General features: G+C 52.0%; 16 protein-coding genes. 12 read left to right on the forward strand and 4 right to left on the reverse strand.

From position 1 onward, the window contains the following. Positions 1-49: 49 nt before the first annotated feature. Positions 50-1,306 carry a metallophosphoesterase family protein gene (locus H6F94_RS23740; RefSeq protein ID WP_190804687.1) on the forward strand — a complete coding sequence of 419 codons (1,257 nt, stop codon included), beginning with the start codon at positions 50-52 and terminating at the stop codon, positions 1,304-1,306. 66 nt (positions 1,307-1,372) lie between these two features. Here the strand turns inward: H6F94_RS23740 and dnaA are convergent, their stop codons facing one another. Continuing rightward, on the reverse strand, positions 1,373-2,833 hold the full coding sequence (gene dnaA, locus H6F94_RS23745) for a chromosomal replication initiator protein DnaA (RefSeq protein WP_190804688.1): 1,461 nt from the start codon (positions 2,831-2,833) through the stop codon (positions 1,373-1,375). Positions 2,834-2,942: 109 nt separating this feature from the next. On the opposite strand from dnaA, the gene rpmH reads away from it, so the two are divergent. The 6 genes from rpmH to H6F94_RS23775 all read left to right on the forward strand — a co-directional run bounded on the left by rpmH (position 2,943) and on the right by H6F94_RS23775 (position 6,276). After that, on the forward strand, positions 2,943-3,083 hold the full coding sequence (gene rpmH, locus H6F94_RS23750) for a 50S ribosomal protein L34 (protein ID WP_190804689.1): 141 nt from the start codon (positions 2,943-2,945) through the stop codon (positions 3,081-3,083). A 6-nt stretch (positions 3,084-3,089) separates the two neighbouring features. After that, complete coding sequence (gene rnpA / locus H6F94_RS23755; RefSeq protein ID WP_190804690.1) at positions 3,090-3,437, forward strand: ribonuclease P protein component; 348 nt, start codon at positions 3,090-3,092, stop codon at positions 3,435-3,437. Continuing rightward, positions 3,427-3,828 (forward strand): PH domain-containing protein, encoded by a 402-nt coding sequence (locus H6F94_RS23760; protein WP_190804691.1) that lies wholly within the window; start codon positions 3,427-3,429, stop codon positions 3,826-3,828. The genes rnpA and H6F94_RS23760 overlap by 11 nt, the downstream gene beginning before the upstream one ends. A 191-nt stretch (positions 3,829-4,019) precedes the next feature. Further along, the gene (yidC, locus tag H6F94_RS23765) at positions 4,020-5,174 is read left to right on the forward strand and encodes a membrane protein insertase YidC (protein ID WP_190804692.1); all 1,155 of its coding nucleotides are present in this window, start codon (positions 4,020-4,022) and stop codon (positions 5,172-5,174) included. 32 nt (positions 5,175-5,206) lie between these two features. Further along, positions 5,207-5,704, forward strand: a complete 498-nt coding sequence (locus tag H6F94_RS23770; RefSeq protein ID WP_190804693.1) for a Jag family protein — start codon at positions 5,207-5,209, stop codon at positions 5,702-5,704. Positions 5,705-5,757: 53 nt separating this feature from the next. Then, a complete protein-coding gene (locus H6F94_RS23775; RefSeq protein WP_190804694.1) occupies positions 5,758-6,276 on the forward strand; it encodes a YceD family protein in 519 nt (172 codons plus the stop codon). Positions 6,277-6,360: 84 nt separating this feature from the next. Here the strand turns inward: H6F94_RS23775 and H6F94_RS23780 are convergent, their stop codons facing one another. Continuing rightward, complete coding sequence (locus H6F94_RS23780) at positions 6,361-7,578, reverse strand: 4-hydroxy-3-methylbut-2-enyl diphosphate reductase (RefSeq protein ID WP_190804695.1); 1,218 nt, start codon at positions 7,576-7,578, stop codon at positions 6,361-6,363. A gap of 502 nt (positions 7,579-8,080) precedes the next feature. On the opposite strand from H6F94_RS23780, the gene H6F94_RS23785 reads away from it, so the two are divergent. The 5 genes from H6F94_RS23785 (at position 8,081) to H6F94_RS23805 (ending at position 10,667) form a co-directional block, all read left to right on the forward strand. Further along, entirely contained in the window at positions 8,081-8,581 is a 501-nt protein-coding gene (locus tag H6F94_RS23785) for a hypothetical protein (RefSeq protein WP_190804696.1), read from the forward strand. 10 nt (positions 8,582-8,591) lie between these two features. Beyond that, positions 8,592-8,972 carry a carbohydrate-binding protein gene (locus H6F94_RS23790; protein ID WP_190804697.1) on the forward strand — a complete coding sequence of 127 codons (381 nt, stop codon included), beginning with the start codon at positions 8,592-8,594 and terminating at the stop codon, positions 8,970-8,972. A 114-nt stretch (positions 8,973-9,086) separates the two neighbouring features. Then, on the forward strand, positions 9,087-9,584 hold the full coding sequence (gene ispF / locus H6F94_RS23795) for a 2-C-methyl-D-erythritol 2,4-cyclodiphosphate synthase (protein ID WP_190804698.1): 498 nt from the start codon (positions 9,087-9,089) through the stop codon (positions 9,582-9,584). 47 nt (positions 9,585-9,631) lie between these two features. Beyond that, on the forward strand, positions 9,632-10,021 hold the full coding sequence (locus H6F94_RS23800; RefSeq protein WP_190804699.1) for a hypothetical protein: 390 nt from the start codon (positions 9,632-9,634) through the stop codon (positions 10,019-10,021). Positions 10,022-10,079: 58 nt separating this feature from the next. Then, positions 10,080-10,667, forward strand: coding sequence for a DUF1802 family protein (locus H6F94_RS23805; protein ID WP_190804700.1), 588 nt, complete (start codon positions 10,080-10,082; stop codon positions 10,665-10,667). A 29-nt stretch (positions 10,668-10,696) separates the two neighbouring features. Here H6F94_RS23805 and H6F94_RS23810 read toward each other — a convergent pair whose 3' ends face one another. Further along, entirely contained in the window at positions 10,697-11,611 is a 915-nt protein-coding gene (locus tag H6F94_RS23810) for a phytoene synthase (RefSeq protein WP_242041348.1), read from the reverse strand. A gap of 7 nt (positions 11,612-11,618) precedes the next feature. After that, positions 11,619-13,028 carry a 15-cis-phytoene desaturase gene (pds, locus tag H6F94_RS23815; protein WP_190804701.1) on the reverse strand — a complete coding sequence of 470 codons (1,410 nt, stop codon included), beginning with the start codon at positions 13,026-13,028 and terminating at the stop codon, positions 11,619-11,621. Positions 13,029-13,089: the final 61 nt, after the last annotated feature.

Genomic DNA, 13,089 nt, shown 5'->3' on the forward strand with positions numbered 1-13,089 from the left:
TGATCCAACAGACGAGGATAATTTAGACTAGCTGCTCTGGCTGGAATCTATGGCACGTTTTCTACACATTGCGGATATCCACTTGGGCTTCGACCGCTACGACAGCCCAGAACGGTCTGTGGATTTCTTCAAAGCCCTAAACGACGTGATCGAGCGTTATGCAGTCCAGACACAGGTAGATTTTGTGCTGATCGCAGGCGATCTCTTCGAGCATCGCAACATTCAGCCTAATGTGTTGAACCAAGCCAAGGCTGTGCTTCGCAAACTCAAGGCTGCTGATATTCCAGCCCTGGTGATTGAGGGCAATCACGACAACCGACCTTACGGTACCCGCACCAGTTGGTTGCGTTACCTCGCAGAAGATGATTTGCTGCTGCTGCTGGAGCCACAGGCTGAGGATGGCGGTTGCTTTACTTACGAGCCTTGGGATGCAGAGGCAAAAGTTGGCGGCTATATCGACCTGCCCTGTGGGGTACGGGTTCTCGGCTCCTGTTGGTGGGGAGCCGCTGCTCCTCAAACGATTCCGGCCTTGGCAGCAGCAATTGAGGTTTTGCCCCCAGGGCCCAAGCATACGGTGCTGATGTTCCACCACGGGCTGGAGGGCCAAATTGCCCGTTACAACGGCGCTTTACGCTATCAGGAGTTGCTGCCGTTGAAGGCTGCCGGGGTTGACTATCTAGCTCTAGGACACATTCACAAGAATTACGAGCTTGAAGGCTGGATTTTCAACCCTGGCTCTTTAGAAGCCAATAGCGTTGAGGAGAGCACCTTTGAGCGGGGAGCCTATTCAGTCGAAATCAGCCAATCCGGGATCCGAGCCAAGTTAGAGCGTCAGTATTATCAACGCACCATCCACCGTTTGCGCTTTGAGGCTACCGGCCAGGAGACTGTGCCGGAATTGGAAGAAAAAATTCTCGACTACGTTCGCGGTCAAGAGATTGATCCCAAAACTCGTCCCATCGTCGAGCTCAAAATTGAAGGTCAGGTGGGTTTTGACCGGCTGGATTTGGACACGCGAGGTTTGCAGCGCGACCTGAAACAGCTAACGAATGCACTCGTATTTCTGTTGCGTTACGACGCGGCGGCTGTTGGCTACGCCACACCACTTTCGGACGATTCCAGCCGGATCCAGATGGAGCGGGAAGTTTTTACTGATGAGCTTGCAGCCAACGCTCACTACAAGAAACAGGCGACTGAACTGGCTCAAGCCCTGATCGGCCTTAAAGAAATGGTTCTAGAAGGGCGTCGGGAAGCAGAAGTTTACGAGTTTGTGCGCTCACGACTGCAATCATCTAATGAAGAATAAATGCAGTACCTATAGGGTTGCCCTCTGAACTCAGCAGCCCCAACAGCTCCTATGATCCCATCGCAGCTACTGCTGAGCCTCCAGCAAAATCCGATCGGTGAGCTGACGCAGTAACTGAGCAGTTGCAGGATCCGTCTTCTGAAGCTGCGCCGTTTTGTCACAGCTGTAGATCACCGTTGTGTGATCCTTACCGCCAAACACCTCACCGATTTTTGGCAGGCTTAGGCCTGTATGCTGACGCACCAAATACATGGCAATTTGCCGAGGCTGAGAGATCTCTCGACGGCGCGAGTTGCTCTTAAGGTCATCAACAGTGATATTAAAGTGCTCAGCTACCGTTTTCAGGACCAGTTCGGGTGATACCTCTACCTTGCCGTTAGGCGGATCGAGAACTGGTGCGATGTTCTCCACTGACATCGGCAACCCGGAGATTGAAATGTAGGCCACTGCTCGAATTAGTGCTCCTTCCAGTTCACGGATATTAGAGGTGTAACTGCTGGCAATGTAATGAATCACTTCCTGAGGCAGCCGAATGCGCTCGTACTCCGCCTTCTTTTGGAGAATTGCCATGCGGGTTTCTAGATCCGGTGGCTGAATGTCAGCAATCAAGCCCATCGAGAAACGAGAGCACAAACGTTCTTGGAGGCGAGGAATCTGATTAGGAGGACGATCCGAGGCCAAAACCACTTGCTTACCTGCTTCATGCAAGGTGTTGAACGTGTGGAAAAACTCTTCCTGGGTGTATTCCTTGCCCTCAATAAACTGAATATCGTCCACTAGCAGCACATCGACATCCCGATAGTGCTCCCGAAAGCTCTGCATACTGTCTCGACGAATGGCAGTGATCAGGTCGTTGGTGAATTTTTCAGTAGAGACGTAATAGACCCGTGAGTCCGGGCAATTTTCAATGCGGTAATGGCCAATGGCTTGCATCAAATGAGTCTTGCCTAGCCCCACCCCTCCGCATAGAAACAGTGGATTGAATTGGATTCCTGGTCGCTCTGCCGCTGCAATCGCAGCTACATGCGCCATACGATTGTTGGAGCCCACCACAAAACGCGAGAACAGGTATTTGGGGTTCAAGTCATTGGCCTGAACTCCCCCATTGCTGTTTCCAGCGGCAGCGTTACGCTCCAGAACATGAGGCTCAACCGGTGGCAAAGGCAAGGAACTCTCGACCTCGCCGATCTCCAGGTCTTCTTCGCCCCGAGCAAACACGAACTGGACCTCGACTTCCTGACCTAGGACATCGGCGACAATCTCACGAATGGTCAGGTAGTAGTATTTCTTGAGCCAATTGCGGGCAAAGGGGTGGGGGGTGCGTACTGTTAAACAGCCATCCTCTAGCTTTTCTGCCCGGGTGGACTTGATCCAGGTCTCGAAGGTGGGACGACTGAGTTGCAGCTGCAGGCGGTCCAGCACTTGTCGCCAGAGCTGGTCGATGGATAGGACGTCCACGTGCAAACCGTCTCCGTAGCAAGTCGGGGCGCTGACTCTACCAGAAAGATAAATCAGGAAGTTCAGCATACGCCTTCCAGCCCCAAATTTTTTGAACGCGGCGAACTCTTTTAAGCTTTTCGTGCCACCACTTGGCGCTCAGTGGTAAATTTGAGATTCTGTGGCAATTTGAGATCTTATGACTAAGCGCACCTTGGGCGGCACCGTCCGCAAGAAAAGACGTACCTCTGGCTTCCGAGCCCGTATGCGAACTCACACTGGTCAGAATGTAATTAAGGCCCGTCGCCGCAAAGGTCGCAAGCGCTTAACCACCGTTTAGGTCAGCATGCTGCCAAGCCAACACCGGCTGCGGCGTCGCTCTGAGTTCGAGATCGTTTACAGCCGAGGCAGACGTTTTCAAAGTCGTTATCTAGCCTTGAGAGCCTATCGAGACACTAAGAGCCCCTTACGGATTGGGATCACCGTCAGCTTGAAGGTCAGTAAGAGGGCGGTGATCCGTAATCGGATTCGTCGCCAAATCCGGGCCGTCCTGCGGCAATGTCTGTCACAATTGGACCAGTGCTGGCAGCTAGTCATCAGCGTTCGCCCTGGAGCTGATGCCTGCAGCTACTGGCAACTAGAGCAAGAGCTTAAGACACTGCTGACGGACGCTGAGGTACTGCATGGCGATTAAAGAGGATGTCTACCTGGAAAGTGGCCCCCATGTTGGGGACTTGGTGCTGAACATCGTCCTGGCATTTACGGTGATTTGCATTCCTCTGACGATTGGATCTATTGTCCGAGCGCTATGGGTTCGCTACCGAATCACCAGTCGCCGTATTACGGTAACTGGCGGTTGGAGGGGCCAGAATCGCTCTGACATCATCTATTCAGAGATTGCCAAGATCATTACTGTCCCCCGAGGTTTTGGCGCCTGGGGCGATATGGTGATCACGCTCAAAGACGGTAGCCGTTTAGAATTAAAAGCCCTGCCTAACTTCCGAGAGGTTTACGCCTACATCGAAGAGCGCCTTAGCAACAGTGCTCGTCAGGCTAGTGGTTCGCTAGGCAAGGTTAGTAGCTGAGCGCTGACACAGCAGCAAGCTGTTAGCCAATGAAGTCTGCATAAAGTCAAGGTTATAGGTCCTGCTCCTTAGCTGCTGGACCTGAACTGTACAATGACTTGAACTCTGTTACACTCATTGAGTCAGAGTGTGACTATTGCTGAGATAAGTCAGTTCCGTCCAGAGCTTGAGAGCAAATCCCGCGAGGCGAAATGGATTTCGGTATTGGGTTTCTGTCAAACAATGTCATGCTGCCGTTCCTAGATTTCTTCTACGGAATCGTGCCCAGTTATGGCTTGGCAATCGTGGCGCTGACCCTAGCGGTCCGTTTTGCCCTGTATCCTCTGAGCGCAGGCCAAATCCGCAGTATGCGGAAGATGAAAGTGGTGCAGCCGGTAATGCAGCAGCGCCAGAAGGAGATTCAGGAGCGTTATAAGGACGACCCAGCTAAGCAACAGGAGGAAATGGGCAAGCTCTACAAAGAGTTTGGTAACCCCCTTGCAGGTTGCTTGCCGCTCGTGATTCAGATGCCAGTTCTATTTGCGCTGTTCGCTACCCTACGGGGTTCGCCCTTCGCTGATGTGAACTACCCAGTGAATCTACAAATTCTGCCCCGTGAGCAGATGGAGCAGGTGCAGCCTCAAGCATTCGCGACGCCTCCGCAAAATATCTATATCTCTGACAAGGTCCACGAGAAAATCCTGGCTTTACTTCCAGGGGGAACTCGGTTAGGAGTAGGTGACGAAGTTCATGTTGAGTTGCAGACTCCGCAAGGAACTCCGTTCAGTGAGCTAAACGATCGCTACCCAGACGTGAACTTAGCTCCTCGCTGGCAGATCACTCAAGGGACCGAGCGGGCAGAGATCGCTGAGGATGGCACACTGATTGCCAAAGAGCCAGGCGATGTCACGTTGCAAGCAACGGTCCCAGGCTTGGCAGCCAATAAGGGATTTCTCTTCATCCAAGCTCTAGGCCGGGTAGGTGCTTGGGATCCAGATGGCGCAATCCGTTGGGATATTGTTGCCATGATTCTGGCTTTCGGTGTGAGCTTGTACGTCAACCAGCTCCTCTCGGGCAGTCAGCAGAGCGCTAATCCTAGTCAGGGCGCAGTCAACCAGATCACACCAATCATCTTCTCTGGGATGTTTTTCTTCTTCCCGTTGCCTGCCGGTGTGTTGATGTACATGCTGATCGCCAACATCTTCCAGACGCTTCAGACCTATATCTTGTCGCGGGAACCGCTGCCTGCTGAGATTCAAAAGCTGGTCGACGAACAAGCGACGCAGGAAGAAAAGAAAGATCAGTCTGCCAAGGACAAAGACCGTAGCACGCTTCCTTTTGAGCCAGGGCAAAGGAAAAAAGCATAAGCTCGGCTCAGTATGAAGGCGGTGCCACTCCTATGAGCAATGATCCCTCTGCGCTCGGCAAACAATGGCTGGAGCAATTGCTAAACTTGATGTCTTGCCCTGCAGTGGTCGAGCCGTCGAACCCTCCTCAAGGCGACGACCATTTAAGTCAGTGGCTTGAGATCGATGAGCAAAACCTAACGCCCCATCAAGTCAATACATTGTTGGGGCGCGAGGGGAGCACCTTAGACGCCATCCAGTACCTAGCGAACACCACTCTGAATCTGCACGCGAGTCAAGAATCTCAATGTGCTTATACGGTCGAGTTAGCGGGTTATCGGCTGCGTCGCCAAGCAGAGCTACAGGAGATAGCAGCAACAGTAGCAGAGCGAGTGCGGGCCAGTGGGGAAGCCTATGAAATGCCTGCTCTCTCCTCTGCTGAGCGCCGACAGGTGCATATGTTCTTCAAAACTCAGCCTGATTTAGAAAGCTTTAGCCAAGGTCGTGAGCCGGATCGGCGCTTAGTCGTTCGAATGCGGCAGGAAGCTTGAGTCCTGAGATAAGAGCGTTCCTCTTGTCTCACTAGTTTGTTTTGATACTGGTTATGGAACTTATTTCTCTGACCCATCTACTCCGTGCCCCTCAGGCTACGGAGGTGATTCGTTTCAAGGAATTGCTCCCTCATCTGGAGAGTCTGATCCCAGTTCAGGGCGAGATCAAAGTTGTTCATCAGGGCAGCTATTTAGAGGTCTCGGGACAGGCAGAAACGATTGTGACTCTGAGCTGTGACCGTTGCTTACAGCAGTACAACTACCGGTTGTCGGTCACACCGAGCGAGTTAATTTGGTTGACAGAGCCGGAGGATGCGCTCAACTTACCTCAGGAACGAGAAGTCCCTATAGAGGACCTAATCGAGAGCTTGCCACCCAACGGCAGTTTCGACCCAGCAGCTTGGATTTATGAACACCTCTGCCTAGGGCTACCCCTACGACAAATTTGTGGTGAAGAGTGCCCTGGCACACCACTTGACGCACCTCAACTACAAGAAGCTAGTGAGCAAAGTGTCAAGGATGGCCGCTGGGCAGCACTTGAACAGTTGAAAGGCAAGTTTTCCCTAAACTAGCAATTCGCAAATCTTTGGTTCGGGTTGATGGAGTTAACCTTAACAAATTAACTCCATCAACCCGAAAAGTTAGGAGCTGAGAAGTTAGGGATTTTTAAGAGCAAAAATACGCTTGATCACATCTTCAACGACTTTGTCAGGTGTAGAGGCCCCGGAGGTAATGCCGACGGTAATCTTACCTTCAGGCAGCCAATTCTCTTGAATCTTCAAGTCACCATTGAGAGCTCGGTACTGGATGCGATTGTCAACTCCGAGCCGCTCAACTTGATCGATGTGATATGAGATCAGCCCCTTAGCTTCGGCGATTTCTTGTAGGTGAGTTGTATTGGAGGAATTAAAACCGCCAATCACGACCATAACGTCCAGTTCTTCCTCTACTAAGCCAAGCATTGCGTCTTGACGTTCCTGGGTGGCATCGCAGATCGTATTGAAGCTGACAAAGTGCTCGTTGAGCGTTGCAGGACCGTACTTCTTCATCATGGTGAGTTCAAACAACTTACCAATCTGCTCAGTTTCGCCTTTGAGCATTGTGGTTTGATTAGCAATCCCCACCCGTTCTAAATCGCAGTCAGGGTCAAAACCAGCAGAACTTGCTTTGCTAAATTTTTTGAGAAACTCAGCCTTGTCCGCTTCGCTTTTTTGAGCATCGGGCTTAAGAATATAGTTGCAAACGTATTCGGCTTGCTCCAAATTTAGAACTACCAGATATTTGTCAGCGTGAGAACTGGTAGCAATTGTTTCTTCATGGTTATATTTGCCGTGGATGATTGAGGTGCACTCTTTCTTTTTGTGCTTCTCAACACTAGTCCACACTTTAGACACCCAGGGACAGGTAGTGTCCATAATCGTGCAACCTTTACTACTGAGCAGTTGCATCTCCTGAACACTGGCTCCAAAGGCAGGCAAGATCACTACATCGCCGGTCTCTACTTTGGAAAAATCCTTACTGCCCTGTTCATCGACCGATACAAACGCCACGTTCATCTGGCGTAAGTTCTCGTTGACAAGTGGATTGTGAATGATTTCGTTAGTGATCCAAATGCGCTCTGCAGGAAACTGGCGGCGGGTTTCATAAGCCATTGAAATTGCCCGCTCTACCCCCCAACAGAAGCCAAAGGCCTCAGCTAGCCGGATGGTCACATTGCCCTGGGTGAGGCTATGACCATTGCTGCGGATCTGCTGAATCAGTTGGCTCTGATATTCACTCTCCAGCGTGGGGGCAATTTCCTCTTCCCGGCCAAAGCCCTTGCGGTGATAGTTCTCAGAGCTGTGGAGCGACCGTCGCAGTGCCTTGGTATCCATGCTTAGCCTATGGTTTCAGGTCCGTCAGTAGACTGAATTCTCAGCTTTGATCTTACGGTCTTCCGGGCACCTGTTTCGGCTGCCAGTAGGAGTGAGTTGACCAGCTCTCGCAGATTCGTCCTTTACTGGGACTTTATTCAGATCCTGAGCTTTCTTAAATTTATAGTCACTGCTACATCTCCTCCGTATATCTACTTAACTCAGCAGCCACAATACAAATAACTGCTTTAAGGGCAAGCTTTGGGCCTAATACCGAGTTTTAGGCTGTTTTTCGTCGTTTTCTGCCTTTAAACCACTACTCAGGCTAGCTTCAACGCAGCTATATTTCCCTGCGATTACATACATTGACACCGATAATTTCTCAGCATTTCCACTGAGGGGCTCCTTCTTACTGGAAATGCTGCCTCAGAGTGACTTGGTAAATTCCTTACAACTTCAATCAGGTCTGAGTCGAGTAGCTCAAACTCTTGCTCCTAAAGCTGAGATACTCTCAGCTGAAACCTTGCCAGTAGTAACGCAGGTCAGCGAAGACAGTGGTTTGCTTAATCCGTCACCACTACAGCTTGGAGCGACTTTAAAGTTCAATGCAAGACTCTCAACTGAGATTCAAGATAGCCTGCCAGGAACAGAACCTGGCGTTAATCTTGCTCTAGACGATCAACCGTCGTTTGCGCTCGGCACCTCTAACTTAAGCTTGCAATCCGCAACCTATGTCGACCGGGTTCGCAATACGCTTGTGAAAGCCAATGGAAAGTTACTGCAAACTGCAAGCTTAGCGATCGGCTTTGAGGAGCCGGAAATACGCATGGATGCAGCTACTTTTTTTGAGCCTCATCTTGACCAGCTAGTCGATAGTGGTTTTAACGCAGTCCGTTTGATGATCTGGAAAGCAAGAGGGGGCTCACCACCTAATACCGTCTATAACAACGACGAAGACTTATACCAAAAAATTGTTCGAGTTGTCGATACAGCAACTCGGTGCGGACTGGACATTATTATCTGAAGCCGAGGCTATGGCTTTAACCAACTACCGGGTTGAGACTCTCAATGGCTTCAACTTCATCTCGCTTAAGGGCGGCACTACGACCGAATCCGGTAGCGCTTTAACCACCTTTGCAGGGCCAGCCGGTCAATACGATCTTGTATTAGGCTATTTCGATGAGGATGACCGCACCTTTGCTCAACTAGAAGTGAAGCTGAATGGAGTCAGCCTTGCCCAGTGGACGCTGACCCAGAAGTTAGGTTTGATCTCGGTCGTCAGTAAAAATTTAGTCAGACGGACAGTCGGGGTGAACCTCTCGCTTGCCCCTGGGGATCGCATCGAGATCATCGGTAGGGAATCACCTGATGAACCAGCTCGGGTTGATTACCTCCAATTCATTCCCGTACTCTAAAACACAAGTCACAATGGCTGCGTCTGACCCAGAAGAATCAGTGTGGCACAGGGCAGCACGAGGTCCTGCACTCAATTAAGCTGAGAAGTCGAAACGTTTCCACAGCTGAATCTTATGGATCTACGCATTGGCAATGGCTACGATATCCATCGACTCGTAGCTGGTCGGCCTCTGATCCTGGGTGGCATTACCGTGCCTCACAGCCTGGGCTTGCTAGGTCATAGCGATGCTGATGTGCTGACCCATGCCCTAATGGACGCTATGTTGGGCGCATTGGCTCTAGGCGATATCGGACATTATTTTCCACCGTCTGATCCACGCTGGGCTGGGGCGGACAGCATTGAATTGCTGCGCCAAGTTGATGGTCTGATTCGGGAGCGTGGCTGGCGGGTTGGCAATTTAGATGCAGTGGTGGTGGCGGAGCGACCCAAGCTGAAGCCACATCTCAGTGCAATGAGAGACCGTTTGAGTGCAGCTCTCGATCTCAAACCTGACCAAGTAAGCGTCAAGGCTACAACTAATGAGGAGTTAGGACCGGAAGGACGACAGGAGGGGATTGCTGCCTACGCAGTCGCCCTGTTGGTGAAGGACGCTACAAATTTGGAGCTATAAATTCACAAAAATCAGCTTAAAAGTCCACTAAAGGATACCTCGGTGGTATGACGTACTGGGCGATCCTCGCCCACAATGGAATGTTGAGAGCCCTCCGCACACCCTACCCCATGAATATTCCTGCCTCTGATCTCATTGACACCATTGAGCGTTACCGTCAGGCTGAGGCTCTAGTCCGAGCCCATTTATTGTGTCGAATTCATGGGGCAGTCTTCGTCCTGGTTAACTTTCTGTTCTTGGCCCTGGATTCAGTAGATGGTCATGTTGACTGGGAGCGATGGGCCTTTGCTGCCTGGCTACCACTACTGCTAGGACACTATGTCATTGCCTTTCCTCTGTTTCATCGCCTGGATCGCTCCTTCCGCCGCCAAGTCCGTCGTGAGTTGCCCGAGTACCGGCTGGCACGCAGTTTTGCCCGTAGACAGTCTACAAACTGAGTTCAGAAACTGAATCTAGTGAGAGCTACGCAGATGATTCTTGGTCTGTTGAGCTACCGTGACGCCTAGATCTCCCCAAGCACAACCTCTTACCCTGCAAGTTGCTCTCAAAGAATGGGCCGTCGTTTGTGCTGCCTTGGCCAGTGGCTTACAGACGATCTCGCTGCGTAAAGGTGGTATCCGCGATCTACGCGGGGTTTTCTCGCCAGAACACTCAACCTTCTGGCTCTATCCCACATTCGACCATCAGAAGGCAGAGCAGCTTCAGCCGACCTACCACACGCTTTTGGAGCAGGTTGTGCACCACCGTCCAAGAGTTGGGCAACTCCATATGGACACCTTTGCGGTAGTTGAGCAGATTAGAACAGTCAGCAACCGGGATTGGCTCAAAAGCACTCTAGAGCGCACAATCTGGGCTGAGAGCTACGTCGATTTGAGGTTCGATTACAAGCCCCAGAAGCCGCTTTATCTGCTGATTCTAAGGGTTTATCGTCTACCAACTGCTCATGCCGTGCAAGAACTTGAGCGCTATGCGGGCTGCATTAGTTGGGTTGACCTAGAGGTGCCTCTAACAACTGCTGGCGCTGAACCCGTCCTTAATGATCTGGAGTTCGCGCGATGCACGGCTCCTTTCACTGAGATCTAGGATGCAAGCTTTGGGGCAGCAAGCTTGCGTTAGGGGTAGACCATCTCGCTTGCCCGCAGCCAAGCGACTGGCAGAGAGCTGAGCTTACGAACCGTTGAGACGTAGGCACGCTGGCGAAACACCTCATACTGGTTGCGCTCAATGGCGTCCAGGATGGCGCGATAGTTCATCAGCGCGGCCCAGACCGGCCAGCGAGCGTCACGCGATAAGGCACTGACTCCAGACTCGGCCCGGGCATAAAAGCCTCGGGCTCGCTCAATTTGGAAGCTCATTAGCGCCATCCAGCGGTCGTCCACCACATAGCTCAGCAGCTCTCGCTCCGTGTAGTCAAAGCGTTGCAGATCCTCTAGAGGAATGTAAATTCTGCCGCGACGCGCGTCTTCACCGACATCACGCAAAATATTGGTGAGTTGCTTGGCAATACCCAGAGCGACCGCTTCCTGCGTAGAATCACGCCCTTCAAAGCCCATCACCGAGGAGGACATCAAACCCACCGTTCCAGCCACCCGATAGCAATAGAGGTGCAGTTCCTCAAAGGTGGCATAGCGGTTCAGTTGCAGATCCATACGCTGGCCCGCAACCATATCCCGAAACGGTTCAATGGCTAGGGGGTAGCGCCTGATCACATCAACCAGGGCAACCTCGAAGTTATTGGTGGGCTTGAGGTCAAAGCAGGACTCTAGCCGCTTCTCCCAATCGTCGAGCGTTTCTAGGGTTGCAGTTTCGACTCTGATGCCGTCGACCAATTCATCGGTCATGCGGCACCAAGCGTACAGCGCCCAAATCGCTAGACGCTTGGGCTTGGGCATCAGCAGAGTCGCCAAGTAGAACGTCTTGCCGTACTTCTGGGTAATGCGTCGACAGAGTTCGTACGCGTCCGGTACAGAGGCGAGGTCCGGTGAGGCCAGGATCGTCATTCCAGCAGGGTTAGAGCGTTGCAGCATTCAGGGATTAGACAGGGACGGCAAGGCCCTGAGGCTCAGGCGCAGTAGTTGCAGTGGCAGGGGCAATGGCCTGCGCTGTCAGCTTACCAGAAAGCACAGCCCCTTCCATACTGCCGAGATAGCGTTGTGCCGTATAGGAACCAGCCAGGAAGAAATTGGCGATCGGTGTGACTTGAGAAGGGCGAACCTGCTCCCGTCCTGGTGTCGCCTTGTAAACCGAGCGGGGGGTCTTCACAACTTTGTATTTGAGAAGCTTGGCTGGCTCTGGAATCTGCTCAGGAAACAGCTTGGCCAGCTCCGCCATTGTGGCCGCGACAATCTCTTCATCGGACTTGCCAATCCAGTCTTTAGCCGGAGCCAAAACCAGCTCCAACATCGACTTGTCAGGATCAGCGTACTCCTTACAGGTATTGCTCATGTCGGCATAGACGCTGAGCAAGGGGGAGCGAGAGAACAGCAGGTGGTCGATATCGGTCAGCTTGCGGTCGAACCACAAGTGCAGATTAACGACGGGTACCCCTTCCAAACCCTCTAGCTGCTTGAAGTAGTCCAGCTCTCGCCAAGGTGCAGGCAGAAGGGTTTTTAACGGGTCTACCGCGATGGCCGAGACATAGGCATCTGCTGTGATTAGCTCATCAGCGGCCCCGTCTAAGCCACGCAGCAAAAAGCCTTTAACGCTGCCGTCTTCGTTGAGCAAAATTTCTTTGAGAGCCGCCTCGGTTCGGACTTGGCCACCTCGCTCAGTGATGTAGTCAACCAAGGGTTCACACAAACGCTCGGTCGGCGACCCATCCAGAAACGCCATCTTCGAGCCATTCTTCTCTCGAAGGAAACGGTTGAGCGCAGTCAGCAGAATCGTGGCTGAAATTTCGTCTGGCCCAATGAAGTTGAGCGCCTTGGACATGGCAATGAATACTTCGTCCGCGACCCGCTCAGGAATCCCCTGTAAACGCAGCCATTCGAGGAAGGAGTAGCGATCCATTTCCTCAATGTATTTCTGGCCGTGAATAATCGCGGGAATTAAGCCCAACCCGAACTTAATTTTCTCCGGCCAGGTGAGCATGTCATTGTTGCGCAAAATGGCAGTGATGCCATTGATCGGGGCAGGAATATCAGGAAAATCAAAGCGCGAGTAGGTGCCCGGCGCGTTCGGCATGTTGAAGATCATCGTGTGTTCTTTCCACTGCAACCGATCTTCAATGCCCAGCTCCTTAAATAACTGGAGCATGTTGGGATAGGCGCCAAAGAAAATATGTAGACCGGTTTCATACCAGTCGCCATCCGCATCTTTCCAGGCCGCAACCAGTCCCCCCAGCACATCTCGGCGCTCCAGCACCAAAGGCTGATGCCCCAAATCGCATAGATACTTGGCACAGGCAAGCCCTGCCAAACCGCCCCCTGCAATCGCAACGCGCATGTTCTATCGCTACCGATCAGTGCCTTTCATTATAAGTTACGAAGTGTTACACCTCAGCAGA

The organism is Leptolyngbya sp. FACHB-261 (assembly GCF_014696065.1).
GTDB lineage: Bacteria > Cyanobacteriota > Cyanobacteriia > FACHB-261 > FACHB-261 > FACHB-261.

Excerpts from the sequence above, each read along its gene's own strand:
- H6F94_RS23740 (WP_190804687.1), top strand. The coding sequence starts at position 50 with ATGGCACGTTTTCTACACATTGCGGATATCCACTTGGGCTTCGACCGC.
- dnaA (WP_190804688.1), bottom strand. The coding sequence starts at position 2,833 with ATGCTGAACTTCCTGATTTATCTTTCTGGTAGAGTCAGCGCCCCGACT.
- rpmH (WP_190804689.1), top strand. The coding sequence starts at position 2,943 with ATGACTAAGCGCACCTTGGGCGGCACCGTCCGCAAGAAAAGACGTACC.
- rnpA (WP_190804690.1), top strand. The coding sequence starts at position 3,090 with ATGCTGCCAAGCCAACACCGGCTGCGGCGTCGCTCTGAGTTCGAGATC.
- H6F94_RS23760 (WP_190804691.1), top strand. The coding sequence starts at position 3,427 with ATGGCGATTAAAGAGGATGTCTACCTGGAAAGTGGCCCCCATGTTGGG.
- yidC (WP_190804692.1), top strand. The coding sequence starts at position 4,020 with ATGGATTTCGGTATTGGGTTTCTGTCAAACAATGTCATGCTGCCGTTC.
- H6F94_RS23770 (WP_190804693.1), top strand. The coding sequence starts at position 5,207 with ATGAGCAATGATCCCTCTGCGCTCGGCAAACAATGGCTGGAGCAATTG.
- H6F94_RS23775 (WP_190804694.1), top strand. The coding sequence starts at position 5,758 with ATGGAACTTATTTCTCTGACCCATCTACTCCGTGCCCCTCAGGCTACG.
- H6F94_RS23780 (WP_190804695.1), bottom strand. The coding sequence starts at position 7,578 with ATGGATACCAAGGCACTGCGACGGTCGCTCCACAGCTCTGAGAACTAT.
- H6F94_RS23790 (WP_190804697.1), top strand. The coding sequence starts at position 8,592 with ATGGCTTTAACCAACTACCGGGTTGAGACTCTCAATGGCTTCAACTTC.
- ispF (WP_190804698.1), top strand. The coding sequence starts at position 9,087 with ATGGATCTACGCATTGGCAATGGCTACGATATCCATCGACTCGTAGCT.
- H6F94_RS23800 (WP_190804699.1), top strand. The coding sequence starts at position 9,632 with ATGACGTACTGGGCGATCCTCGCCCACAATGGAATGTTGAGAGCCCTC.
- H6F94_RS23810 (WP_242041348.1), bottom strand. The coding sequence starts at position 11,611 with ATGCTGCAACGCTCTAACCCTGCTGGAATGACGATCCTGGCCTCACCG.
- pds (WP_190804701.1), bottom strand. The coding sequence starts at position 13,028 with ATGCGCGTTGCGATTGCAGGGGGCGGTTTGGCAGGGCTTGCCTGTGCC.